20 protein-coding genes and 1 other RNA gene are annotated in these 25,144 nt (G+C 31.9%); 4 read left to right on the top strand and 17 right to left on the bottom strand.

The genetic code is table 11. The annotated features are described in order from the left end of the window. Window positions 1–24: 24 nt before the first annotated feature. The 4 genes from tnpB to QEJ31_RS09985 form a co-directional block, all read right to left on the bottom strand. Entirely contained in the window at window positions 25–378 is a 354-nt protein-coding gene (gene tnpB, locus QEJ31_RS09970) for an IS66 family insertion sequence element accessory protein TnpB (protein ID WP_280589759.1), read from the bottom strand. Continuing rightward, window positions 375–764: a hypothetical protein gene (locus QEJ31_RS09975; protein ID WP_280589761.1), complete on the bottom strand. Its 390-nt coding sequence runs from the start codon at window positions 762–764 to the stop codon at window positions 375–377. Before QEJ31_RS09975 ends, tnpB begins: the two co-directional genes overlap by 4 nt. Before the next feature lie 209 nt (window positions 765–973). Then, window positions 974–2,290, bottom strand: a complete 1,317-nt coding sequence (locus QEJ31_RS09980) for a hypothetical protein (protein WP_280589763.1) — start codon at window positions 2,288–2,290, stop codon at window positions 974–976. 182 nt (window positions 2,291–2,472) lie between these two features. Continuing rightward, the gene (locus QEJ31_RS09985; protein ID WP_280589765.1) at window positions 2,473–4,872 is read right to left on the bottom strand and encodes a helicase-related protein; all 2,400 of its coding nucleotides are present in this window, start codon (window positions 4,870–4,872) and stop codon (window positions 2,473–2,475) included. Window positions 4,873–4,980: 108 nt separating this feature from the next. On the opposite strand from QEJ31_RS09985, the gene secG reads away from it, so the two are divergent. Then, complete coding sequence (gene secG, locus QEJ31_RS09990) at window positions 4,981–5,412, top strand: preprotein translocase subunit SecG (RefSeq protein ID WP_280589767.1); 432 nt, start codon at window positions 4,981–4,983, stop codon at window positions 5,410–5,412. Window positions 5,413–5,489: 77 nt separating this feature from the next. Here the strand turns inward: secG and QEJ31_RS09995 are convergent, their stop codons facing one another. The 4 genes from QEJ31_RS09995 to QEJ31_RS10010 form a co-directional block, all read right to left on the bottom strand. Then, entirely contained in the window at window positions 5,490–5,939 is a 450-nt protein-coding gene (locus tag QEJ31_RS09995; RefSeq protein WP_280589769.1) for a GNAT family N-acetyltransferase, read from the bottom strand. 97 nt (window positions 5,940–6,036) lie between these two features. After that, a complete protein-coding gene (locus tag QEJ31_RS10000; RefSeq protein WP_280589770.1) occupies window positions 6,037–7,626 on the bottom strand; it encodes an SGNH/GDSL hydrolase family protein in 1,590 nt (529 codons plus the stop codon). Between the two features lie 219 nt (window positions 7,627–7,845). Next, window positions 7,846–9,039: an acetyl-CoA C-acyltransferase gene (locus tag QEJ31_RS10005; RefSeq protein WP_280589771.1), complete on the bottom strand. Its 1,194-nt coding sequence runs from the start codon at window positions 9,037–9,039 to the stop codon at window positions 7,846–7,848. 14 nt (window positions 9,040–9,053) lie between these two features. Then, a complete protein-coding gene (locus QEJ31_RS10010) occupies window positions 9,054–11,432 on the bottom strand; it encodes a 3-hydroxyacyl-CoA dehydrogenase/enoyl-CoA hydratase family protein (RefSeq protein WP_280589772.1) in 2,379 nt (792 codons plus the stop codon). A 150-nt stretch (window positions 11,433–11,582) separates the two neighbouring features. On the opposite strand from QEJ31_RS10010, the gene QEJ31_RS10015 reads away from it, so the two are divergent. Further along, window positions 11,583–12,875 (top strand): MFS transporter, encoded by a 1,293-nt coding sequence (locus QEJ31_RS10015; protein WP_280589773.1) that lies wholly within the window; start codon window positions 11,583–11,585, stop codon window positions 12,873–12,875. Between the two features lie 2 nt (window positions 12,876–12,877). Here QEJ31_RS10015 and QEJ31_RS10020 read toward each other — a convergent pair whose 3' ends face one another. Continuing rightward, window positions 12,878–13,228, bottom strand: a complete 351-nt coding sequence (locus tag QEJ31_RS10020; protein WP_280589775.1) for a CZB domain-containing protein — start codon at window positions 13,226–13,228, stop codon at window positions 12,878–12,880. Window positions 13,229–13,395: 167 nt separating this feature from the next. Then, window positions 13,396–13,752 carry a type II toxin-antitoxin system PemK/MazF family toxin gene (locus tag QEJ31_RS10025; RefSeq protein WP_280589776.1) on the bottom strand — a complete coding sequence of 119 codons (357 nt, stop codon included), beginning with the start codon at window positions 13,750–13,752 and terminating at the stop codon, window positions 13,396–13,398. Between the two features lie 355 nt (window positions 13,753–14,107). Between QEJ31_RS10025 and QEJ31_RS10030 the strand changes: the two genes are divergently transcribed. After that, window positions 14,108–15,367: an NAD(P)/FAD-dependent oxidoreductase gene (locus QEJ31_RS10030; protein ID WP_280589778.1), complete on the top strand. Its 1,260-nt coding sequence runs from the start codon at window positions 14,108–14,110 to the stop codon at window positions 15,365–15,367. Here QEJ31_RS10030 and QEJ31_RS10035 read toward each other — a convergent pair. From QEJ31_RS10035 to ssrS, 7 genes are all read right to left on the bottom strand, one after another. Next, the gene (locus QEJ31_RS10035; protein WP_280589780.1) at window positions 15,360–16,172 is read right to left on the bottom strand and encodes a transporter substrate-binding domain-containing protein; all 813 of its coding nucleotides are present in this window, start codon (window positions 16,170–16,172) and stop codon (window positions 15,360–15,362) included. The two genes, QEJ31_RS10030 and QEJ31_RS10035, sit on opposite strands and share 8 nt — an antisense overlap. Window positions 16,173–16,268: 96 nt before the next feature. Further along, on the bottom strand, window positions 16,269–19,925 hold the full coding sequence (gene dnaE, locus QEJ31_RS10040) for a DNA polymerase III subunit alpha (protein WP_280589782.1): 3,657 nt from the start codon (window positions 19,923–19,925) through the stop codon (window positions 16,269–16,271). 25 nt (window positions 19,926–19,950) lie between these two features. Further along, a complete protein-coding gene (locus QEJ31_RS10045) occupies window positions 19,951–20,553 on the bottom strand; it encodes a DUF507 family protein (protein WP_280589784.1) in 603 nt (200 codons plus the stop codon). Window positions 20,554–20,659: 106 nt separating this feature from the next. Then, window positions 20,660–21,688, bottom strand: a complete 1,029-nt coding sequence (locus QEJ31_RS10050) for a tetratricopeptide repeat protein (RefSeq protein ID WP_280589786.1) — start codon at window positions 21,686–21,688, stop codon at window positions 20,660–20,662. Beyond that, entirely contained in the window at window positions 21,685–22,254 is a 570-nt protein-coding gene (gene rsmD / locus QEJ31_RS10055; protein ID WP_280589788.1) for a 16S rRNA (guanine(966)-N(2))-methyltransferase RsmD, read from the bottom strand. The genes QEJ31_RS10050 and rsmD overlap by 4 nt, the downstream gene beginning before the upstream one ends. Window positions 22,255–22,263: 9 nt before the next feature. Further along, a complete protein-coding gene (locus tag QEJ31_RS10060; protein WP_280589790.1) occupies window positions 22,264–23,142 on the bottom strand; it encodes an aminotransferase class IV in 879 nt (292 codons plus the stop codon). Between the two features lie 82 nt (window positions 23,143–23,224). Beyond that, window positions 23,225–23,414: non-coding RNA, 6S RNA (gene ssrS, locus QEJ31_RS10065), on the bottom strand. 163 nt (window positions 23,415–23,577) lie between these two features. Here ssrS and QEJ31_RS10070 point away from each other — a divergent pair. After that, on the top strand, window positions 23,578–25,140 hold the full coding sequence (locus QEJ31_RS10070) for a sigma 54-interacting transcriptional regulator (RefSeq protein WP_280589792.1): 1,563 nt from the start codon (window positions 23,578–23,580) through the stop codon (window positions 25,138–25,140). Window positions 25,141–25,144 lie beyond the last annotated feature (4 nt).

Below are 25,144 nucleotides of genomic sequence, written 5' to 3' on the forward strand. Positions count from 1 at the left end.
TTAAATTTCAAGTGTTTGATTTGGTTATGTATTTTCTAATTTCTGCAGGACTTTCAACAAATCTTTTTTTAGATCTGTTCCTTCAAAAAATAAACTAAATTCAGCTTGAGTAAGAATAATTTCTTTTTTATACCTCGGATTTATTCTTGAAAATAAACCTTTTTCTAGCCTTTTGGATATGATTACGAGTCCAGTACCATCATAATAAAGGCACTTACAAGAAGACCTTTTCTTATTTATAAATAAAAATAAATGTCCCGAAAAAGGATCCTTACGAAGAACATTTTTTGCGCGATTAAATAACCCATCATACGATTCTCGCATATCCGTGGGACTCTTATTTACATATATCTTTGTTCTTCTATTAAAATTAATCATGCGCTTTTCTTTAAATAATCCAATAAAAAATCTATGTTTGAAAATCGAATCAATTTACCACCTGGTAACACTAACTCTGCAGCACCACATACAGATGTTGTTACTGTTGCATGTTCTGAATTTAAATTTTGTTCCGTTGATATCTTTATTTGTTTAAAATCTTCGTCACTAAAGTGACCTTCTCTTTTTAACCTTTTTGCTTTACCAATTAAAGATGCCATTTGGGCATGAGTAAAACCTAAAGTACCATAAAATTCCTTACTAGAACCTGTCCAATTCTCCCATGCTAATAACACTTCAAACAATATGTCATCGGGGACATGCTTTAAATACCCTTTATCTGATACATAAGAACTTAACTTCCTTTTTAAGGTTACATTCTCCATTATCATCTCCTTTCTCTTCTTTTATGATGACTATTTTAATCTAACAAATTTAATTTTTATTGAAATGTGGGCTTGTGCGATGATTTACTAATTAATTCTTAATAAATAAATATTTCTGAAGTTATTTACTCATGATAAGATAATTGAAATAAAACATATCAAAAAATTGTAAAATAAACTTATTTAAGTGTATAATTTTATAGATATTATTATAACTTTTTTTCCTGAGCATAACTAACAATAACTTCAATTTTCTGGAATGTTTTTTTATCTAATTTTTTCCCATAGTAGATATATTTATAATATGAATTTTCAAAGTTATAATTTTCTAAATCAATTTTGAACTCTTCAGTATCAGACATATCTTTCTTCATCGTAAGTTCTACATATTCTGAGTTTTGAAATTTATAGCTTTTGTCGAATATTCTAATTATTGTTCCTTCTTTTAAGCGATTGATTTTTATAGATCGAATGGGTTGATCGCAACGAAACTTATTTAAATCACTGCTTCCTGATTCAACAATAGAAAAACCACAAATTAAATTTTCAGTATCAAAAGTTAAATCCTTGTAAAATAGAATACCTCCAGAATTTAACCATTGGACATATTCCTTTGCATCACCACTAGTAACGTTATCTACAGCGACATAATTAGGCATTTTTTCTGTTTCAGGAAGACAATATTTTTGTTCACGGGTAAAAAGGGCTTTAAATTTATTATCAGAAGTTGAGTGCGGATAGAATGGAATACCATGAAATTGGTTCATGACAACCAGTCTCTCCCATTGATTATAAAAGTAACTGCTTTTTTTTGTACTTAAAGGTATTTCTGGCCAACGACTCACACAGGCATAATTGTGCGAAAGATAGGTATCTCCTAAGCTCCAATAATTTTCTACTGTTAAATCAGGTCCAAAGATTAAATGGATTTCTTTTCCATTTATTTCGTAGTAACCTGAATTTCTTTTATTATCAGTTATAATAACTAAACGTTGATTTTTTTGAATCAACTCTTCTAAACTAGGCCATTGTTTGTATTCTGCCCAAACGCTTGGATTAAATAAAAATTCTTCTAATCCTTGAATTTTTGCAAGTTCTTGCTCGAGCATTGATCTGCTACTATGATCCTCTAAAAAGATAGTAACAACTTCTCTTGGGTTATTGCGCAAAAAAGGAATTACTGAGTAACTGACTGTTTCAAAAAATTTTCCATAGTTGCTAAAGTAACAACTTTTATGGCATAGATAAATGCTATTTTCATAATCATATAGATCTAACATGAGACCTCTAACACCATACTTTAAAAGTTCACTTACCGGTAATCCATATTGATTCGAAAAAATATTGTCGTTAGAATATGCATTATGTGCAACAAGCCAAGTATAGCTACTAAAAGGTTTAGATGTGTCTTCTATCACAATATTATTTTTCCTATTTAGATATAATTTCTTTGCATGTAAACTTGGAAATATTGAAAACAAAAATATAAGTAATATAAATTTGGCTGAAACTTTTTTGATGCGCATATTTTTTCCTTTTTCTAATTTTTTTTACAGTAGATAAATTTTTGTTAAATTTCAAGATCTATATTTTATGCATTAAATATTTAATATATTTAGTAGAATAATTATTTATTGAATTTATTTGGATAAGAAAAGAAGCTCAATTAAAGAATAATAATATTAAAAAATTGAGCTTTTAAAAGAATTTATTGCGGATTTTTTTTGTCTTCATCACCTGGTTTAAGAGGTTTTTTCAATATATTAAACCTGTCTAAAACATTTGATAAAGTAGGAAGATTTTCTTGAATATTTTGGGCAACTGATTCTTTAGCTGCAAAAGCTGCTGATTGAACAGCATCTTGAACGAGTGAAACCATAATATTCATGAGGCTTGGACGTTTTGGAGGATTTGTTGTTTTTTGAGTTCCACGATCTTTGCGTTTATCAGAAGCTGCTTTAGCTGCCATCCGTGCTGCATCGATTGCTTCTTTCGCTCTTTCGTCCCTTCTTGCAAATTTATCTGCTTGGCGATTCAAGCTGCCATCCGTTTGTTTACTTGCCTGCTGATAGTTACTTTTTCTGTTGGCATCAAACGGCTTTTGTTGAAACGCTTGAGTTTTAGCTTCATCTCTTTGTTCACTTTCAGGCCGCGGATAAAGTTTGGTTTGTGACGCTGAAGTTGTAGCGGATGATGCAACTGAAGCTGACGAAGTTGCGGATTCTTTTTGGGCAATGCTTTCCAAATGAATTTTTTTGCCAACTTTTGGGAAAGATTCTGTTGGAACTGTATCTTCTTTTTTGAGGGCTGTGCGGAAAGATTCGCTTGGCATGCTTTCTTCCACAGGAGTAGCGACAATTTCTTGCTCGTAGGAAACACCAATTCTTTTTACTTTACCGCTAGCTTCTAGAGGATATTCAGAAGTATCCTTTAAATTAAAATAATTTTTATCAGGTGTTGCAATATGGAGTTTAAAGCCTAAAGAAGTTTCAATAGCTTTAATATTAAAACCATAGTCTTCACAAATGAATGAAACAGCTATTGGATTTTTTGTGCCTTCAATTCTTGAAAGTCGTTCCATGAATTGCTCAGGTGAGTTTGGCAAGTCAAAATTGTAAATGCAATTTAGTTCTTTAATACCCAAGTTTTTTGATAAGACATCGGTAGTTACAATTGCGTTTACTTCACCTGAATGGATTGCTTTTACAAGATTTTTTCGTTTCGAAAGATTTAACGGACTTGTAACAAGTTCTACTTTAATTCCGTTACCATGGAGTTTAAATGCAATCCATTCTGCTACAGTTTTAGTATTTGCAAATATTGCCGTACAACTTGGCTTGTGGGTTTTTAAATGGCCAAGTAAGACTTGAAATTTTTGGACAGCTTGTAAGCTATGCGCAAACTGCTTAGGGTTTCTTTCCTTAACTTGTGAAGGTAATGTATTGACGTACTCAGGCTCTTCCATAAATTTAAAAGCCAATTCCCGCACATTTGGTGCATTTTCATTGGCAATAATTACTTTCTGAGTTCTTTCTGCAGGTAGTTCTCCAAGTATTTTTTCCAAATCAGAAAGTGATTCTTCTTGAGTAAAACCATGAGTATCGTAACAAACACATAAACCAACTTGCTTTAATTTTAACGTTTTATTTTGAATGAATTTATGCAAAGTTTTAGGGGTAGCAAGTAGGACATCAAATGATTCGTTTGACGATAATTCATTTTCTGACTCAATTGCTTTTGCTAAAGATATACCTAAGCTTTTTAACAGATGTTTACTTAAAGTATAAATCTCTTCACATTTGTTATCTGAATTGCACAGAAATAGAACTGAAGGTGCTTGAATATTTCCTTTCGGAAGACTTTCTGCAAGAATTTTAGCAGCACTTGCTACAGAACCAACCAAAAAACTTTCTTTTAATTTTGGTTTTATAATTAAAACATCGGAGCCTCTTAAGGTAGCAGAAAGAGCTTTTTGCAATGTTTCGTTAGGTTCTTTGTGGCCTGCTTTTTTTAGAGCTTCAATAATGAAGTCATTTGCTATGATGTTTTCATATTTGATAACTTTTTTATTTTGTTCTGAAACTTCTGGGATGAAATAAGCAGGGACAGGTTCACTACTAGCTTGCAAAATTTCAATTTTTTGTTCTGTTGCAATGATAGGAAAATGCTGATCGGTAGCTTGTTTTTTGGGTTCATTTGGCAAGATTTCTTTTTCACTGACAGCAATTGCTAGTTCAGGAAATAAGGTTTCTTGAGGATGATACGCAACTTCTTTAACTACCTTAGCTTTTACAGCTACTGGAGACTCTTTTTTTGCAGGTGTTGGTTTTACCGGGCGAGAGGTCTCTACTTTAGTTACTTTTTCTACTTTTTTGGGAGCTGCTTTTTCTTTTTTTGCAGCAGTTTTTTCAGCTACCTTTGGAGCAGCGGGCTTTTTCACTGTTTTTTCTTGCTTAACAGCTTTGGGACTCTCTGTTTTTTTAGTTTTTACAGCAGAGGATTCCGCTTTTCCAGAAGCTTTACTAGCTTTCGATGTGGCAGCTTTTGTTTTTGTGCTTTTCTCTGCTTTAGCTTCGGAAACTTCTTTTTTCTTGGTCATGCGTGTCATTTAATAAACCCACTTTGTGAAACGAACTTGAGAAATCTTTATTGCTGTGCAATACCTATCCTTCTTGAGAGTAAGGCATACAGCCTTTTCTATACTGAGGATACTAAGATGATTTCAACTCTTCTGACAACTCTTTTAATCATAGATGCCTTAGTTTTAATTATCCTGATTATTGCTCTTCAGCAAGGAAATGAAGGCGGTTTAGGTGGAGCCTTTGGAGGAGGTAACACAACCGGCTTTTTTGGTGCAACAGGTGGTGTCAAACTTATCGTTAGGGCAACATGGATTTGTGGAGTTCTATTTTTTGTATTAGCAATATCTTTATCTTGGAAAAAGACTCATGATAAATATGAGCTCAAAAATCAATTGGAAAAATCGCTTTCCGCTCCTGTAACTGAAGGAGTTAAGCAAGAACCTATTGGGGGCTTACCTGCTAATAATCCGAGCGTACCTGTTACTCTTCCAAGTGTTCCTACAACAGAACCTAAATTGCCAACAGTACCAAATCCAGAACCGTCCTTACCTGGAAAACCTAAATAAGCTTGCAACTGGCTTAAAGCTATTAGCGAACTTCTTTGGAAATGAAAAGCTCTATTTTAATAATAGAGCTTTTTTGTTTAATCTAGAGAAAGATTTTTTCGCATAAAATAGGTTTGAAATTCCTTAAAATACCCAAGTTCTTCATAGAATTTAATGGATTCTTTGCGCAAAATTTGGGTTGCTAATAGTATCGAAGCACAGTTTTTAATTTTGGCCCATTTTTCAACTTCAAGCATTAATTTTGTCGCTGTTCCTTGCCTTCTGAATTCTGGTAATACAGCAAGTCCGCCTATTTCAATAGTTTTACAGGTGAGTAGGGAGGGTGCCTCAAAAAAATGAATGAATCCAATTAATGTAGAACTTTTTAAATCTCTAGCAATTCTTACTTGATGTGCTGGAAAATCAATCAAGTCAAAAAAGCGGGATTCTAAATTTTTGAGCGAACCTTCGAAACCCAAAATATCACAAAGTGGAATTAATCCATTTAGATCGTTTTTTTCTAGATTTTTGATTTCAATATTTAGCATAAGGTGACTTTCTTGCATTTAAATTTGGTAGGAATTTTTCGAATAGAATTTAATTTTGAGAAAAAAATTCTCTCTAAAATATTAGAGAGAATGCATTTTAAAGATTAATTTGTTTTTGACAATAATTTTTTACTGCGGATAAATCTGAAAACTCATAATTTGGCAATAATTGTAAGTCTTCTAGTTTATTTAATACTAGGAAAGATATCCAGCAATGGGCATAACTTGTTGGGTGTGGAGAATTCCAAAAGATAGCGAATTGATTTACTTCTTTTTCGCTATTTTTACAGGATTTACTTAATCCACTTAGATAAGCGTCATGATTTGTTTTTAACGCATTTTTTGCTGCATCAAGGTAACTGCCTTTGTAACAATAGTCCTGAATATATTTGCCTGGTTCATTTGGAATTTCATATTTTGAATCCAGATTTGTAAATCCATAATCAAAATTTTCTTGAGTATAAATATTTTTTCCTTCTAATAATAAATTAAAGTCTTTATAAAAATCTAATAAGTTAATATTTGCATTTCCATTTGTGCTTTGTCTTAAATTATTTAAGGAATTAGTTAAATAAGCATTATAATATTTTATTACTTCAGATATATTTTGTGAAAATTCTCTTTTATCATTAATATCATCTAAATTTGGATCATATTTTACATTCAAAGTTATTGGTGTCTTTCCAAAATCTGGTAAATTTATAACAAGAAAGTTTTTTGCCCCTCTGGATATCAAAGTATTTATTTGTTCAGTTATATTATTTACAGCTCTTTCTGAAATTGTTCTTGATCCATTTATGCCATCAGGATATTTAAAAAAGTCTTCGGAATAAACAGTTTGTTCAAATTTAGAGATATAGTCATTAGCTCCAACCCAGATAATAAAAAGTGTTTCATCAGGATTAGTTATTCTAAAAGATTTATTGGCATAAGAATTATCAGTTAAATAATTATTTACATAGTTATTTACATAGTCCCTAGAGCTTCCAGTTACTAAATTTCTTCCTGCTGCGCGGAGGTATTCTAAAAAGTCTTTGACGTAGAAATTATTGTTACCTTCTGTTTTAGCACCACCAAAAGCAAAATTTAGAATTGGTAAGTGAGCGATTCTTTTTAGATAATCATTCCAAATAAAGCCATCGGAAAATCTGCCATACCAAAAAGGATAAGCTGGCATGACTTTCATCCATCTTTTTAAATTTCCGGTATCGGAAAGACTATCACCAAATAAAACTACTTGTTTAATTTTTCCTTTTTTATTGTCATCTTTTAAAAAACGGATTGGATATTCATAAGCATTATAATTAGAAATACTAGCTTTAATGTCATAAAGTTTGTAACTCTTTTTTGAGCGCCAGAAAAAAGTTCCTTTATTAATTGCATTTAAGCATTCTGCTTTAGCTTCTTCATAACTTTTGTCTTCAGCATAAAAGAAACCATCAACAATTTTTCCTTGCAATTTTACATATTCATTATTTGTTACGTTGGTTGCCCAAAAATAATTGCTAGCTGCTCCTGGTATTGCTGTGCTTGGACGCATTAAACTAGGATTATTACTATTTTCACCTCTATTTGTGTCATAATAGTAACAGGCCATGTAAAAGTCACTAGCTAAAGCTGAGGAAGAAGGAAATAGAAAACTGAATAGGAAGTATTTTTTTATGAATTTACTTAGATGACAAAGCATAATAACTCCTTCTTTTTGGCAAAAAGTTCTGCCACTTTTTGCAAAGCAACATTCATGCCAATTTGATGACAAAAAGATGAAGTAAATTATGTAAATGAATTAATTGACTGATTGGCTAAAATTTTATTGATTTTAGAAAAGGAAAAAAACCACATTTTTCTTAAAAAGAAGAAGGTGGTTTATTTTTTTTATGAAGAGTTCTTATTAAAAGGGAATATTTTAAACCATTTCTAATATTCCTGCTGCTCCCATTCCTGTTCCAATACACATGGTAACGACACCGTACTTCTTTTTATGTCTGCGCATGCCATGAAGAATTGTTGCTGTACGGATAGCGCCAGTTGCTCCCAAAGGATGTCCTAATGCAATAGCACCACCTAAAGGATTAACTATTTTAGGATCAAGCTCTAGATCTCTAATAACAGCAAGGCTTTGAGCGGCAAAAGCCTCGTTTAATTCAATCCAATCTATGTTACTTTGTTTTAGTCCAGCTTGTTTTAGTGCTTTTGGTAATGCTTCTTTGGGACCGATTCCCATGATTTCAGGAGGTACTCCTGCTACGGCAAAAGAAACAAATCTTGCAATAGGTTGGAGATGATATTTTTTGATTGCCCTTTCACTAGCCAGTAGGACAGCTCCAGCTCCATCACTCATTTGTGAACTATTTCCTGCAGTAACACTTCCTCTTGCGGCAAAAACGGGGCGCAATTTTGCTAGAGCTTCCATTGTTGTGTCCGCTCTTGGACCTTCATCCGTTGTAATGACTTTGTTATTGGTGAGAATTTCTCCAATTCTGCCAGGAAGCGCTTCTGTGGTGGTAAACGGTAAAATTTCATCGTTAAACTCACCTTTTTTGATAGCCTCAATGGCACGTCGATGACTTTCATAAGCAAAGGCATCTTGATCTTCACGCGAAATTTTCCATTTATCTGCTACCTTTTCAGCAGTCATTCCCATGCCAAAAGCAATTCCAATATTTTCATCTTTAAATATCGCAGGATTCATAACAACTTTATGGCCCATCATAGGGATGAGGCTCATGCTTTCTGTACCAGCAGCAACCATTAAATCAGCTTCGCCCATGCGAATGCGATCCGCAGCCATTGCTACAGCTTGAATACCTGAAGAACAAAATCTGTTGATTGTCATTCCTGGTACTGCGTGTGGATATTTCGCAAGTAATAATGCAATACGCGCAACATTCATTCCTTGTTCTGCTTCTGGCATTGCGCAGCCAACTATTACATCGCTAATTTCAGCAGGATCCATTTCTGGATTTTTAATTAACAAACCTTTTAAACAATGGGCAAGTAAGTCGTCAGGTCTTGTCAATTTAAAGACTCCACGTGGCGCTTTGCCGACAGGTGTTCTAATTGCTGTACAAATATAAGCATCTTGAACTTGTTTTGACATGAACAGACTCCTTTTTAGTTTCTGAGAGGTTTTCCATTTTTTAACATGTATTCGATTCTTTGTTGTGTTTTTTCGGTTTTGAGCAGTTCGATAAAGAAACGATATTCTAATTCTAGTAACCATTCATCAGAAACGCTGTTACCTTGTTCTATTTCTCCACCAGCAAGAATTGTTGCTACTTTAGATCCAATATTAAAATCATGCTCTGAAATAAAACCACCTGCTTGCATATTTACTAATGCAGCTTTGAAAGTAGCAATTCCACCCTTTCCTGTTACGATAATATCTTTTGATTTTAAAGGTGGCCTGTATCCTGTTTCATACATTGCTTTTGCTTCTGCTATTGCAACATATAAAAGTTCATTTGGATTAAAGACAATGGTATCTGATGGGCGTAAATAACCAAGTTCTTTTGCATCTTCTGCACTTCGGGATACTTTTGCCATTGCAATGTTTTCAAAATATTTTTGTAAGAATGGAAAGATGTTTCCACCTTTCGCATCTTTTGCAGCTCGTAAAGCGAATTCTTTACAACCACCACCAGCAGGCAATAACCCGACCCCAACTTCTACAAGTCCCATGTATGTTTCTAAAGCTGCAACAGCTTTACTACAATGCATAACAAATTCACAGCCACCGCCTAAAGCTAAGCCTTGTACAGCTGCTACTGTAGGAACAAGAGAATGTTTTAGTGTCATTGAAGCTTCTTGAAAACGCTTCACCATTTTTTCTAAGATTGAAAAATTGTTACTTTGTAGAGCTTGAGTAACTTGTGTCAGATTTGCGCCTGCACTAAAAGGAGGTTCTGTTTGCCAAACCACTAAACCTTTTAATTTTTGCTCTGCAATTTTTACAGATTCAATCACTCCATCTAATACATCTGAACCAACAGCGTGCATTTTACTTTTAAATGAAAGTATTCCAATTTCATCATCTTTTGTCCAGAGACGAACTCCTTCATTTTCAAAAACTGTATCTCCATAACTATGTTTTTCACCTAAAACTTTTTCAGGATAGTATTGTCTTAAGTAAACGGGAAGTTGTCTTCTTGGAGCATTTGCATTAGTTGAGGGTGCGTAACTTCCTTCTGAAAAGTGAACGGCTACTCTGTTACTATCAGTTACCCATGTCGGTAATGGAGTTTTTGTTAAAGCTTTTCCTGCTGAAATATCGCTTTGAATAGCTTCTGTAATCATTTTCCAACCAGCAGCTTGCCATGTTTCAAATGGTCCAAAAGTCCAACCGTAACCCCAACGTACAGCTAGGTCGAGATCTCTTGCATTTTCACAAATATCTTCTAAATGAACAGCGCAGTAATGAAATAAATCACGAAATATAGCCCAAAGAAATTGGGCTTGTGGATGAGTTGATTTAATAATTTGTTTAAATTTCTCTGTAGGATCTTTTATTTTTAAAATTTCTTGGATGCTTGAGTCGAGTTCTTGATTACTTGTTCGATATCCTTGTTTTTCTAAATCGATTACTTGGATTTCTTTTCCTTCTTTTTTATAAACACCAGCCCCTACCTTTTGTCCAATAGCCCCTTTAGAAATTAGAGCTTGAATCCAGTTTGGTACTTTAAAGAAATTATGCCAAGGATCATTAGGAAGTGTATCTCCCATGGTTTTTATGACATGTGCTAATGTATCAATTCCAACAACATCAAGTGTTCTGTATGTAGCACTTTTTGCTCTACCTATTGCAGTTCCTGTAAGAGCATCGACTGTATCAAAACCTAATTTAAATTGTTCTGTATGATACATCGTAGCTAACATAGAAAAAACACCAATTCGATTTGCGATAAAATTTGGTGTGTCTTTCGCACGAACAACTCCTTTGCCTAAAGTAGTTGTTAAAAATGTTTCTAATTGATCTAATATTTTTGCATTAGTAGAATTTTGGGGAATAATTTCTACTAATGTCATATATCTTGGAGGATTAAAAAAATGAATTCCACAAAAATTTTGGCGCAGATGATTTGGCAAAGCTTCAGCCAGAGAATTAATTGAAAGACCAGAAGTATTTGTTGCAAAAATTGCATGTTTTGCAATGTGGGAAGAAACTTTTTGATATAAATCTTTCTTCCAATCCATTCGTTCGCTAATTGCTTCAATAATAAGATCGCAATTTTCTAATAAATCTAAATTTGTTTCATAATTTGCTGGAGTAATATAATTTACTTTTGATTTTACTGAAAAAGGAGTTGGTTCTAGCTTTTGCAAAAAGGCAAGTGATTTTTGCACAACGGCGTTTAGATTGCCATCCTTTCCTGGAAGATCAAATAATACCACGTCGACATTGGCATTTGCTAGATGCGCAGCAATTTGTGATCCCATAACCCCAGAGCCTAAAACAGCTACTTTTCGAACTAAGAAACGATCTTCGTTTACCATTTTTAACCTCATAATTAAAACGTAACAGAAACAAATACTACTTCTAGGTTGCGCTGGAGTTTAAACTTTTAAATAACTTTTGACAATATTTAATTAAGTAAAAGAAAAGAAATGGTAAAATATATTTATTTAAAATTATTGGAGGAATAAATGGTAAGTTTTAAGTTAAAATCAACATCTAATATTTTTCTTACTGTTCTGGGAAGCGGAATTGGGAATGTTGTTGAATGGTATAGTTTTTTAGCTTATGCCTATTTAACCCCAGTTTTATCTAAACTTTTTTTTCCTGATGTAAATGAAAAAAAAAGCATCATTTATGTTTTTTTAATTTTTGCAATTGGTTTTTTAGCAAGACCTTTTGGGGCAATTTTTTTTGGATATTTAGGAGATAAAATTGGCAGAAGAATGACCTTGATCACTTCTCAATCGCTTATGGCAATTCCTAGTTTGTTGATCTGTTTAATTCCTACACACGAGCAAATAGGTTTTTCAGCAGCTATTTTACTTTCTATTCTTAGATTTATTCAAGGTTTTTCTATTGCAGGTGAATATACAACTTCTCTTTGTTATATTTCTGAAATGAGTCCAAAAAATAAACGAGGTTTATACACTAGTACTGTTCCTTCTAGTACTGCAATTGGAATTCTTTTAAGTTCATTTATTACTTTAGCAATTATTCACTACTTTGAATCAAACAATACATTGTATACTTATGGTTGGAGAATTAGCTTTTTTATTGGATTTCTCTTAAACTTAGTCGTCATTTTTATAAGACTTATGTTAAAAGAAAGTACTGCATATACCAGTCAAAAAAAAGAATTAGGGAAAATCACACCGAAGAAATTTCTCTCGCTTTTGGTAAAAAAAGATGTTTTAAAAGTTGTACTTTCAGTTGTTTTAATGGTTGTTGCTTATGCTTATTTTTATCAATTAGTATATATTTGGAATCCTACATTTTTAGAAAAATTTATGAATAAATCAAGTGATTTTGCTTTGTTTATTAATGGTACTTTTATGATAGTTTTTGCTGTTTGCATCATACTAGGTGGATATTTGTCAGATAAAGTAGGAAGAAAAAAAGTAATAATCTTATCTTCAGCTGCAATTATTTTATTTTTTGGCCCTTTATTTTATATATTAAAAACTGAAAATACTGACTTATATATTTATCTATATATGACTTTTCTTTCTATTTTCTTTGGTTTTTACGTAGGTTCATCAAGTACACTATTTGCTGAAATATTTGACATAAAAATTAGATCAACTGCATTGTCTTTATCTTACAACATTCCTTATGCAATTGTTGGTGGTTTAACACCTGCATTATTATCTTATGTTTTGTTTAATTTCAATTATTTGCTAATCGTTCTTATAACTGCAATTATTATGTTTATTGCTTTTGTTACAGCAGTAAAGGTTAAAGAAACATATAAAAAATATTAGTTTTATACAAGTAAATGCTGGATAGACATTAAAGCGGCAATTACTTGTTGTGATAAAGTATTAAATTTGGAATTTTTTCCTATAATTTCGTCTTCTGAGAATTTTTCACCATTATGAATTCGAGAAACAATATTTCCTGCTTCTGAATGAAAATCAGCATGAATGGTTTTTAATTTTTTAAAATTATTATTACTTGAAAATTTATTTTCCATTGAGTAAATCCATTTTCCTAAGTCACATAAGTTGTCTTTACAAATATCATCAGATTTTAAAGAATTATCAGGATTTTTTAGGTAATTTACAAGTTTTACTTTCCAACTGGAATGCGCTTTAACTGCTTCATCATAATTCATAAGGTAATCCTATATTAAAAGATCAAAGCTTTTATGAAGATTCCTTAATTATATAGGATATTATTTTTAATTCAAATGCAGAAAAGAAAATTTTGGTATTATGATATTGAAATTTTAAAGTTTAGGTAGCTATGAATTTGAGAAAAAAATTACTTTATGGAATAGAATTATTCCATAAAGTAAGAAAACAGGCGTTTTTGAATTTTGTTTCGTAAATTTTCAGGAACAGTTCCTATTTTTCTAGTAAAAATATTTTTTTGTATTGTTAGGATATGATCACAAGTTATATAAGATTCGCAAAATAAACCAGTTTCTTTATTGCCATCAATAGAAATAGCAGAGTAGTTACCTGTACTATTCAGTAGAATAGGTAAAATAGTTGGTGCGTGATAAGTATCTAAAAAATTTTGTCCTGTAACAACTACACAGTAAGTAAAATCATTTTTATCTTCTGAAAATTGAGTTAAAGTTACTGGATCGGTAATTTTTGATAAATCTACTCGCCATATTTCCCATTGTCTCATAATTATTTTCCTTTTAAAGGTATGCTAGAATAAGGTACTAGCCTGAAAAAAAGTAGCAAAAAGTATATTTAATGTCATTAATAATTAATATTGGTATGAAATAAAATCTTTATTGATAATAGATACTTCTTCTTTTCTTCATTTTATTGTCATAAAAAATCAATCAATTTCTAATATTTTGTTACATAAATTCGATGAAATAAATTATTTTTGTTGGTTGATTGCTTTGCTTAACTTTATTTTGTATTTATTTTAATAATTTCAAATAGTTAAAAAATATAGGTTTTTTTCTTCGCTCTTGGTATGAATATATTTTAAGTATTGAGGGTTTCTAATTCGTCTTCGAAGGAGCATCATGCAAGAGTTTGATTTAATTGTAATTGGTGGTGGGGCAGCTGGTTTTTTTGGAGCTATTTCCTGCGCTGAAAAATGCGAGTCTGACCCAAAACCTAAGATTTTGATCTTAGAAGCTACTAATAGGGTTTTAACCAAAGTAAAAGTATCTGGCGGTGGGCGTTGTAATGTTACCCATCATCAATTTGAAGCCAAATTATTAGTCCAAAATTATCCAAGAGGGCAAAAAGAACTCTTAGGACCTTTTCATAAATTCCAGCCAAAAGATACGGTAAATTGGTTTGCTGAACATGGTGTTACTTTAAAAGCCGAAGATGATGGAAGAATGTTTCCAACTTCAAATAACTCTCAAACAATTATTGATTGTTTAGAAAGAACTGCAAGTCAATTATCTATTTCGCTTAAGAAAAATTCTCTTGTGGTTGATATTAAAAAAAATGCCTCAGATTTATTTTTCCTTGAAACAAAATCTGGAGATAAATTTATTAGTAAAAAAATCTTAATTGCAACTGGTAGCGCTCCTTTTGGAGTAAAATTAGCTGAAATATTGGGACATAATTTAGTTTCTCCTGTTCCATCACTATTTACTTTTGAAATTTCAAATCCTTTAATTAAAGAATTATCTGGAACAAGTTTTCAAAATGTGCAGTTGGATTTAAAAGTAGGTGAAAAAGTTTTTCACCAGAAAGGGCCTTGTTTAATAACGCATTGGGGGCTTAGTGGACCTGCCGTATTAAAATTATCAGCATTTGCTGCAAGAGAACTTTTTCAGACAAATTATAAAGCTGAATTAATTGTTAATTGGGAACAAGGTCTTTCTTTCGAAAAAGCCATTTTAAATATTGAAAAAATTAAGAAAATTCATCCCAAAAAGAAAATAGTGAACGAAAACCCTTTTTCATTTAGCAAAAGATTTTGGGATTCATTATTACTTTATTTAAATATAGATGAAAACTTAATATATGCGGATTTAAATAAAAAAAGTATTATGGATATTGCAAAAGCAGTAACTGCAACAAAATTATTTGTTAATGGAAAAGGAGTTTTTAAAGAAGAATTTGTTACAGCAGGAGGAGTTAGCCGAGAAGAAATAGATTTTCGTACACTGGAAAGTAAACTTGTTAAAGGATTGTATTTTGCTGGAGAAATTCTTGATGTAGACGGAATTACTGGCGGGTTTAATTTTCAAAATGCATGGACAGGAAGCTGGTTAGCCGGGAATGATATAGCTAAAAAATTGTTGGAAAAAAGTTCTACTTAAAAGCTTCTTTCATTTTATTTTTAAATTCAGCTGATTCTCTTACTGCAGCAACTGAATCCCATATTTTTTTTGCTTGTTCTGCATTGTCTGTAACAAATTTATGCGAGAGGATTAAAAAATACGGTTTTTTCTCTAAGGGAGGATTAATTTTCTCAAGTGCAGACAGTTCTTTGTTTGACTTAATTGCATGTTCTGCTTGCATAACTATGACAGCAGCGGCGTCTAAATTGCCGTTTGCCACTTTTGTTAGTAAGGCCACTGAATTTTTTGCTGAATCGTCAAGAAATTCAATATTTTTTTCTTCCTTTTGTTTCTTTAATAATTCCAATATTGAAAATCCACTTTGTGCTCCTACTTTTTTTGCTCCAGTAATTTTTTTCCCATCCCATATTATTGCGGAACCTTTTTTTACATACAAAGCATATTCGGAAATATGCAGCCTTTTTGATTCGTCAGGAACGCCTTCTTTTGCGTTCACAGGAATACCTGGATAAGTTCCATTTTGTAACCTGTCTGCTTTATAGCTAGCAGCAAATGCTCCATCAAATTTGTTTTCTTTTAATTCTTCTAAACATCTCTTCCAAGGCATTGCTTGGATTTTGAATTTAAGATCTGGCAATTTTTTTTCGACAAGTCTTAATTCGATATGACTTAAGCCTTTTTCATTAGCTAAAATCCAAGGGAAAGAGTCATTATCTTCGTGACATAAGGTAATTTCTTTTGCATGGAGTTGAGTAAAAAACAAGCTAAACGTTATTAAAGTCAATTTAATGTTGTTAAAATTAATTATTTTTAATTTTTGCATATTTATCTCCTTTTTATCTTTATAAAAGTAAACTTTTATTTGTTTCTATAAATATGATACTTTGGAAATAATAATAATACAATACTATCGAATATTTTAATTAATAACGTGTTTTTGATAAATGCGATCTACTTTTAAAATTCCTGGCCAAGTATTTTCTATTGTAAGAATAAATTGATCTGTAGGTATAATAGAATGATTTCCTAATTTTGCTTTTATAATAACATTTCTATCTGGCACTTCTATTTTCATAAATAATAAAGTTTGTCCTTTGAACTGTTTCAGTATTTTTTCTAGTAAAATTAAATTTTCAGGTTCTTTTAGAAATTTTTCTTCTGTTTTTAGAACAATACCTTGGATTAATTCAATGCGTTTGTTTGAAATTCGTTCTATGCTTTGCACAATTCCTTTGACACTTCCTTCTTCAATGCCTTTTTTTAATTTGCATTCTATGATAATTGCTTCATTAAGTTTTATAGGTTCTTGCATAGCTGTAAATTGTTTATTAAATAAAGTAACTTCTAATTCGCCAAACCCATCTTCAATTTTTAAGACTAAAAAAGGATTTCCTTCTTTATTTTTTTTCTCTAGAAGCATGGTTACTATACCTGCTACTTTAACAATTTTTCTTTTATAATCTGGTACATTATCAGGTTCTAAATGAATAGCTGTTTGATCTAAGGAAATTTCAGTTATTTCTTTAATATCAGCACGCAATAAATCTGCAGGGTGCCCAGACATGTAAAAACCTAATGTGGAAAATTCATTGTTTAGTTGATCAAGATAATTCCAAGGTTTTGTTTTTTTCAATTGAACAGACAATAAGTGATTTAATATTTTCTTTGAACAAGCTTCAGTTTTAATTAAGGTTGGCAAACGGGTTGGTGCAAAGTCAAAAGAATATTTTGACTTTTTAGTTTCAATTTTTTCTTTATTATTCTCTAAAGATGCAGAATTTTGTTGGCTTGTATTAGAAAAAACGCCAAAAATATCATAGCCTGTAGATTCATCTCTTTCTGCTTCTTTTGCAATAGTTCTTAGCCAACTATCTGAATTAGCTAAGAGTTCTGCACGATTGGAAGCTATAGCATCAAATGCGCCAGCTTTAATTAAACTTTCCATCACTTTTTTATTTAGTTTTCTTGCATCTAGCCTAGCAATAAATTCTGGAACAGTAGAGAATTCTCCATGAGCTTCTCTTTCATTTACGATCATGTTTATAATTCCCGAACCTAATCCTTTGACTGCTCCTAATCCAAACTGAATGATGTTTTCAGCAGGAATACTAAATTCAAAACGGGAATGATTCACACACGGGGGAAGAATTTTTATTTTCATGCGTTTGCAATCGCGAACGTATCCAACAATTTTATCGGTATTGTCTAAATCGCAGGACATGATTGCAGTCATAAATTCAGTGGGGTAATAGGTTTTCAACCATGCCGTTTGATAAGTTACCCAGCCATAAGCCGCCGTATGACTTTTGTTGAACCCGTATTCAGCAAATTTTGCCATCAGATCAAAAAGTTCGGCTGATTTTTGCGGGTCATGTTTATTTTCTGTAGCTCCGGAAACGAAACGACTTTTTTGTCTTTCCATTTCATTTTTATCTTTTTTACCCATGGCTCTACGTAATAAGTCAGCTTCACCAAGTGAGTAATTTGCTAAGACAGCAGCAATTTTTTGTACTTGTTCTTGGTAGACTATAACTCCATAAGTGTCACTTAATATGGGTTCTAGTTCTGGAAATGGATATTCTACTTGTGTTTCTCCATGCTTTCTTTTCACAAAATCTTCAACCATCCCTGAGCCCAGAGGGCCTGGACGAAATAATGCGAGCACGGCAATAATATCAGTAAAACAAGTGGGTTTTAGATCTGCAATAAGTTTACGCATACCTGTAGACTCAAGCTGAAATATCCCTGTTACGTGGGCTGTAGAGATCATTTCATAAACTTTTTTGTCGTCTAAATCGATATACTCAATATCCAGATCAGTCTTTTTTCTTTTTCTTATTAGTTTTACAGCATTATCAATTACTGTTAAGGTTTTTAAGCCTAAAAAGTCAAATTTTATGAGACCTATTTTTTCGGCGTATTTGTTTTCAAACTGTGTTAATAATTGACCTTCCGATTCTAGCAAAGGACAGCGTTCATCTAATGCTCTATCCGAAATAATTACTCCAGCAGCATGAATTCCTAAAGAGCTTAAAGTACCTTCTACTTCTAAAGCTCCTTCCCAAAGCGATTTTGTTTTTTCTTCATTTTCTACTTTGAGGCGAATTTTTTCTTCTTCCTGAAAGGCTTGTTCAAGGGTTATACCGGGAGATTCAGGAATTAATTTTGCAAATTCATTGCTGTCATGAAAAGACCAGCCATTAATCCTTGCCAAATTTTTAATGGCGTTTTTCGCCATCATTCGACCAAAAGTAACAATTTGAGAAACTGCTCTATTGCCGTATTTTTGATAGACATAATTTAAAACATCACCACGTCTATCTTGACAAAAGTCAGTATCAATATCAGGCATGGAAATACGCTCAGGATTTAGGAAACGCTCAAACAGTAAGTTAAAGCGGATAGGATCGATATTTGTAATTCGTAACGCATACGTAACTAAACTTCCTGCCGCAGAACCTCTTCCTGGTCCGACAGGAATATTTTGTTCTTTTGCCCAATTGATAAAGTCTTGAACGATTAAAAAATAGCCTGAAAATTTCATTTTTAAGATAACTGAGAGCTCATATTCTAAACGTTTTTTATAATCTTCCCAAATTTCATCAGTAAAAAGTGTACCCATCCAAACTTGGACTGAACTTTTGCGTAACTCCAAACCTTCTCTAGATAAACGAATTAAACATTCATCTGAGGATTCGTTTTCTCTCTGCCGATAATCAGGCATAAAAATACTTTTTGTATCAATTTTTACGTTGCAGCGTTCTGCTATTTTAACAGTGTTACTTAATGCTGTAGGATATTTTCCAAACTTTTCTTTCATTTCTTCAACAGTAGTTAAATGAAAATCTATATGACTTGGCATTCCTCGAACATCAGACTTCTGTAATTTATTTTTAATTGCAAGTAATGACAAATGTGTTTCTTTGTCTTTTTTATTTAAATAATGAACATCAGCGGTTGCAACAATATTTAAATTATTTTTATTAGCTATTGCCACAAGTCTATCAATAATTATTTTTTGTTCCTCAAGTCCATTATCTATGAGTTCAACAAAAAGATTATTTTGACCAAATATGTTAATTAATTTATTTAAATATGAATCAGCTAGATCATAGTTTTCAGCAAGAACATGCTGAGCAAGTTCTCCTTTTAAACAGCTAGTTAAACATATTAATCCTTCGGAATATTTTTCTAGCTCAGACCAATTAATTGAAGTTGAATTAGAGAATATAGCATCTTTACCAGACGTGTTTGCAATTGTGCAAAGCTTTATTAAATTTGCATATCCAGTATTATTTTCTGCTAAAAGAATTAAATGGGAAATTTGTTTTTTATCAGCCATAAAAGCAGATTCAATATTTGCTTCATAGCCTATAATGCCATTTATTTTTTCATTTTGACAAGCAAGATAAAACTCTAGAACACCGTGCATACCATCATGATCGGTTAAAGCAGCAGCCCTCGCCCCTCGTTTACTTAATTCTTTAATTAGTTTTTTTAGTTTTATCGAACCATCAAGAATTGAATATTCGGAATGGATATGAAGATGGACAAATTCGTCAGAAGACTGTTGCACTGGTTAAGTTCTCTCTTTTAAAGAGTCAGCCACCCATTGAAGGAGATTCGTCAGAAGACTTTTGATTTGCTGCAATGCGTTGGCGGACTTCATTATAACACTTATCATACGCTATGCACCAAGCATGACTGTATGGTTCTTCTCCGCTTTTCTTATTGACGATTTTTTCGACCGCTTCAATGATTCGGTCGTCTTCAATGCGAAAACGGTGTATTGCTCGCGCAATACAATTTTGAACTTTCATATCTTCGCTATAAAAGTCAATACTGTCGATTTTCCAAATCGCTTTTAGTACTTTTTCTGCTAGAGAATCAGCTCGTTCAGGATCATCACCGAGGATGACCCGTTTCGATTTAGCCAAACGGATTTTAACTTCATCAACAAGGTTTTCATAGCTTTTGCCAGATGATTTAGCTATTTGGCTTTGTTGTTGCACTAAACGCTCTGCTTCCCTTGAAAGTCTGTCTTCAGTGCGAGAATCATCTTCTAAAACGTTTGTAATTTGCTCTATAACTTTTTCTTCTATGCGTTCTTCGGTATCATAGTCTAGTTCGATATGTCCAGAACACTTTAATACTTTAAAAACTCGTTCAGCTAGTCGCTCAAGTTGTTCTGAGGAGAGTTTCATCTTAGAAATACCTTTCATAAATTAGACTAAAAATAGATTTTAAACCTTTCCCTCTTCTAGTTTAGAGGGATTTCAATTACTATAGTTAACCAATCTGAAACGTGCGTCAATCAGATTTCTTCGAACCGTCCAAGTTTTTAGCTTCTAGCTGAGTCAAAGTGTCTTGAGCTTCTTTGCTTTCGTTTTCATAGTTTTTATCATCTGAACTTATTTCTATAAACTTTTTGTAATAAAATGCTGCTTTTTTTGGATTATTTGAGCTGTAAATTTTGCCTAGGAGATAAAGGGCTTCTGGATAATCTGGCTCAGAAGAATAAGCTTTTTCTAATTTTCCCTTAGCTTGAATGGTATTATTTGCTTTTAGATCACATTTTGCTGAATCGGTAAGTGTTGGGGCTAAAAAAGGTCTAGATTTTAAAACTATGTCAAAGATTTTCTGTGCTTTTATGCAATCATTTATGCCGGCATAAGCATTCCCTAAAACATTTAATAATAAGATTTTTTCTGTTTCAGCTGTTGTTTGATCTCTGCTAACAATTTTGAATTCAGATTTTTCAAACTCTTCCATTTCTTTTATTGCTTTTGTGTATCTTTCCTTTTTTACATCAATACTAGTCATAATTAGCATTAATTGGAGATCGAGAGGATTTTTCTCATAACTCTTTTTTATCATCCTCTCAGCAGAATCATATTTTCCAGTTTTTAAATAAACCCAGCTGATGGACTTAATTACTCGCAAATCATTTGGATTGATATTTAATGCATTTTGATAAGCTTTTATCGATTCTTTTTCAAATCCTACCCCTCTGTACGCTTCTCCAAGAAAATAAAGTAATTCAGAATCCTTTGGATAATTGGGAGCAACTTCAGTTAATAATGATAAGGCTTCTTTGAACTTATTAATTTTAACTAAAACTAATCCCAGATTTCTTTTGGCTGTAGCAGAATTAGGTTCAATTTTTAAAGCTGTTCTATACTGTTCCGCTGAACGAGAAAAGTCTCCTTTTTCAGCATATTTGTTTCCCATCGTAATATATTTGATGCTGTCAGATGAATTTGATGATGTCATACAACTAGAAAATAAACCTACTACACAAGAAATTGAAATAATTTTCAATATGTTACTTTTTTTCATTCAGACTGCCCTTTCTGCCAAATTTCAATTTTGGTTTTTCCATATTTTCTTTCATCAACTTTCGCCCAATCCTGTGAATTGGATTGTAATTGAATTTTTAGAAGGAGAGGCATTTCAAAAATGACAGTGCAAAATTGATTACAAATATTTGCGACATCTAGTTCTTGCAAGGCATTTTCGTACCATTTTGATAAATAAGGAGGATCAATAAAAATTATGTCGAATTTTTCTTTTTCTATAGTATTTTTAAGAAACAAAGAAGCATCATTGTTGACGAGTTGGAAATTTTCACTAGGAATTTGGAGTTGATGTAGGTTTTGTTGAATTATTTTAAAAGCTTGAGGGTTTTTTTCTACAAAAACTGCTTTTTTTGCTCCCCTACTTAAAGCTTCAATACCTAAAGCACCACTTCCTGCAAAAAGATCAAGAACAATTGAATTTTCAATAGAATCAGAAATAATATTGAATAGACTTTCTTTCACTCTATCGGCTGTGGGGCGGGTAATATCACTTCCTGTTAAAGTTGAGAGGTTTCTACGCTTATATTTTCCTGCAATGACCCGCATTTAATTACCTTATTGATTGGATATAGCTTGATTTAATTTCAAAAAAAAGTCGTGGTAAGCATGGACATCGAATTCATGTTCATCAATTTTTTTAATAGGAACAATCCCACGTATTGAGGAAATAATTCCACAACCTTTTACACCGCTCATATTTGCCCGATTCAACATGCTCCAGTCAAATGGTATTTTCATTTTTTTTAAACCAACAATTAATTGATTTAAAGTAACACCAGCTAAACATTGGCCTTTAAAAGGAGCAGAGTAAACTGTTAGTTCTTTGTTAAACCAAATAAAATTTGCAGTAGTTGACTCGGAAATATTATTTTCTGCATTGTAAAATAATGCGTCATCAAAGCCAGAATTTTTTGCATTTTCTAAAGCAATTAAATTATATAAATATGAGCATGATTTAATATCTATCAATCCTTGTGATCGCAAATCTTTAATACACATTAATGATATACCATTTTTATATTGATCTTGACTTGGGCCTGTTACATTTCTGCAAATAATTATAAAATTTGAATTAGGTAAACTATGAGATGTTTTTTTGATTGATAAATCAAAAGAGTTTCCCCCTGAGATTATAATTCTAAGTTGACATTTATCACTTATTAAACCAGATTCTTGAATATTTTTCTGAATCGTTTCTTTTACATTTAAAAGAAGTGTTTCTTTATCGGGAGGAAGAATAAATGCTTCCTTGCAGCTTGATAGTAATCGACTAAAGTGTTCATCCCAGTGAGTTATTATTCCATTTTTTATAAGAATAGTTTCAAAGATAGAATGCCCAAATAAAAAACCGCGATCGGAAATAGAAATTTTAGCTTCATTTAGTGGGCAAATTTTGCCATTTATGTTGGCGACTCCAAAAAATTCATTCTGCATGAGCTGAACTCCAAGAGAAAATAATTTTATTTTAGAAAAACAAAAGAAATGTAGTATGGTAGGGATAAAATTGGAAGAAAAAAAGAGGCCTCTTGTAATTTTCTAAGATAGGAGAAACCCACTTCCAAAAAAGTGGTAGCTTTGTGATTTTCTTTTAGGCTTCCCTCAATCGCACTATGTCGGAGGGCGTGCACACCAAAAAACCGTTAGCTTCCTATTACATTATTTGTAGGTTCTGCCATATTATTCAACAAAAACTACTAGAGGCTGTAGCAAGTATGCTCAGAAAAATATTTGGAGTCAAGTCAATATTGGGAATTTTCTTTTTGGTATTTTTACAACTGTTTATTTTTTTTTCAATTTGCATAAAGTTTTTTCACTATTAGCCGAAATGATTACAAAAAGATATAAGTTTTATGACATCGGAGTAAATTTGTGAGCGATGAAGTTGAACTCAATTTTGATCATTTTGAAAACCTTAATATTGTTACTAAATTAAGACAGATTATCGGTAACTGGTGGAATATTCAGCTCAATTTTACTGATGAAAAAGGGTATTTGCGAGGAGTTCCGCAGGGGCGATTTTTTAATCCAAAAAATCCAATTTGCAAACTTATCACAGAAAATAATGAGACTTTTAAGGACTGTGTAAAAGTTGCTAGAGTAACAACTATAGAATCAGAAGAAGCAAATGAACAATTAATTTCTACATGTCATGCAGGATTTAGTACTATTTCTTTGCCATTAAAAATTGAAGAAAAATATTTAGGATGTATTTTTGCTGATGGATTTATTATTGAAGAAACAGTTAATGAACAAAAAGAAAAATTAAGAAAATATTTGCAAAAAACACCAAATAAAAGCGCATTAGAAGTAGAAGAATATATAAGTACATTACCTATTTTATCTATGAAAGAAGTTGGATATTTAGAAGAGCTTCTTCAATTAGTTTTGGATGAAATTCTACAATTAAGAAAATCGATATCAGATAATCAAGAAGAATTAAATGCAATAAATTCAAGCTTAAAAAGAGATTGGAATTTTGAAAATATAGTTGGAAAAAGTAAAGCAATGCAAGATGTATTTAATTTACTAGGAAAAGTAAGTGAAAGTGAAGCAACTATTTTAATTACTGGTGAAAATGGCACTGGTAAAGAAGGAATTGCTAAAGCAATTCACGTTAATTCAAAAAGGAAAAATAAAAACTTTATAGTTCAGAATTGTGGGGCTTTAAATGATAATTTGCTTGAGTCTGAGTTATTTGGACATGTAAAAGGATCTTTTACGAATGCTATTAAAGATAAAAAAGGTTTATTTGAGCTGGCTGATAAAGGAACACTTTTTCTTGATGAAATTGGTGATACTTCTTCTACTATGCAGGTAAAATTATTAAGGCTGCTGCAGGAAGGTACTTTTATTCCTGTGGGTGGCTCAGAACAGAAAAAAGTTGATGTTAGAATATTAGCTGCAACTAATAAAAACTTAGAACAAATGGTGAAAAATGGAACATTCAGAGAAGATTTATATTATCGTCTTAATGTTATAAATGTTAAATTGCCAGCTTTACGAGAACGTTCTGAAGATATTCCTTTATTAGTAAAAAAATTTCTTGAAAACTATGCAAAAAGTAACAATGTACAAATTAAAAAAATTTCATCTTTTTGTTTACAAAGAATGGAAAAATATCTTTGGCCTGGAAATGTCAGAGAACTTGAAAATGAAGTAGAAAGATTGTGCGTTTTATCTGGTGAAAATATAGAAATATCAGAAGAACTTCTATCAGAAAGAATTTTTGGCGCAGATGAAAAAGAAGAAAATTTTCATAATATAGACAAACAAAGTAACTTAAAAGACGCTATAGAAAAATTAGAAAAAGAAATGATTTTAGCTCATTTAGAAAAGCTAAATTGGAATAAAAGTAAAGCGGCAATAACGCTTGGAATTAGTAGAGCAAGTCTAATAATGAAGTGCGAAAAGTATAATTTAGAAAAAAAGTAAATTA

The sequence above is a fragment of the Pigmentibacter sp. JX0631 genome (genome assembly GCF_029873255.1).
Taxonomy (GTDB): domain Bacteria; phylum Bdellovibrionota_B; class Oligoflexia; order Silvanigrellales; family Silvanigrellaceae; genus Silvanigrella.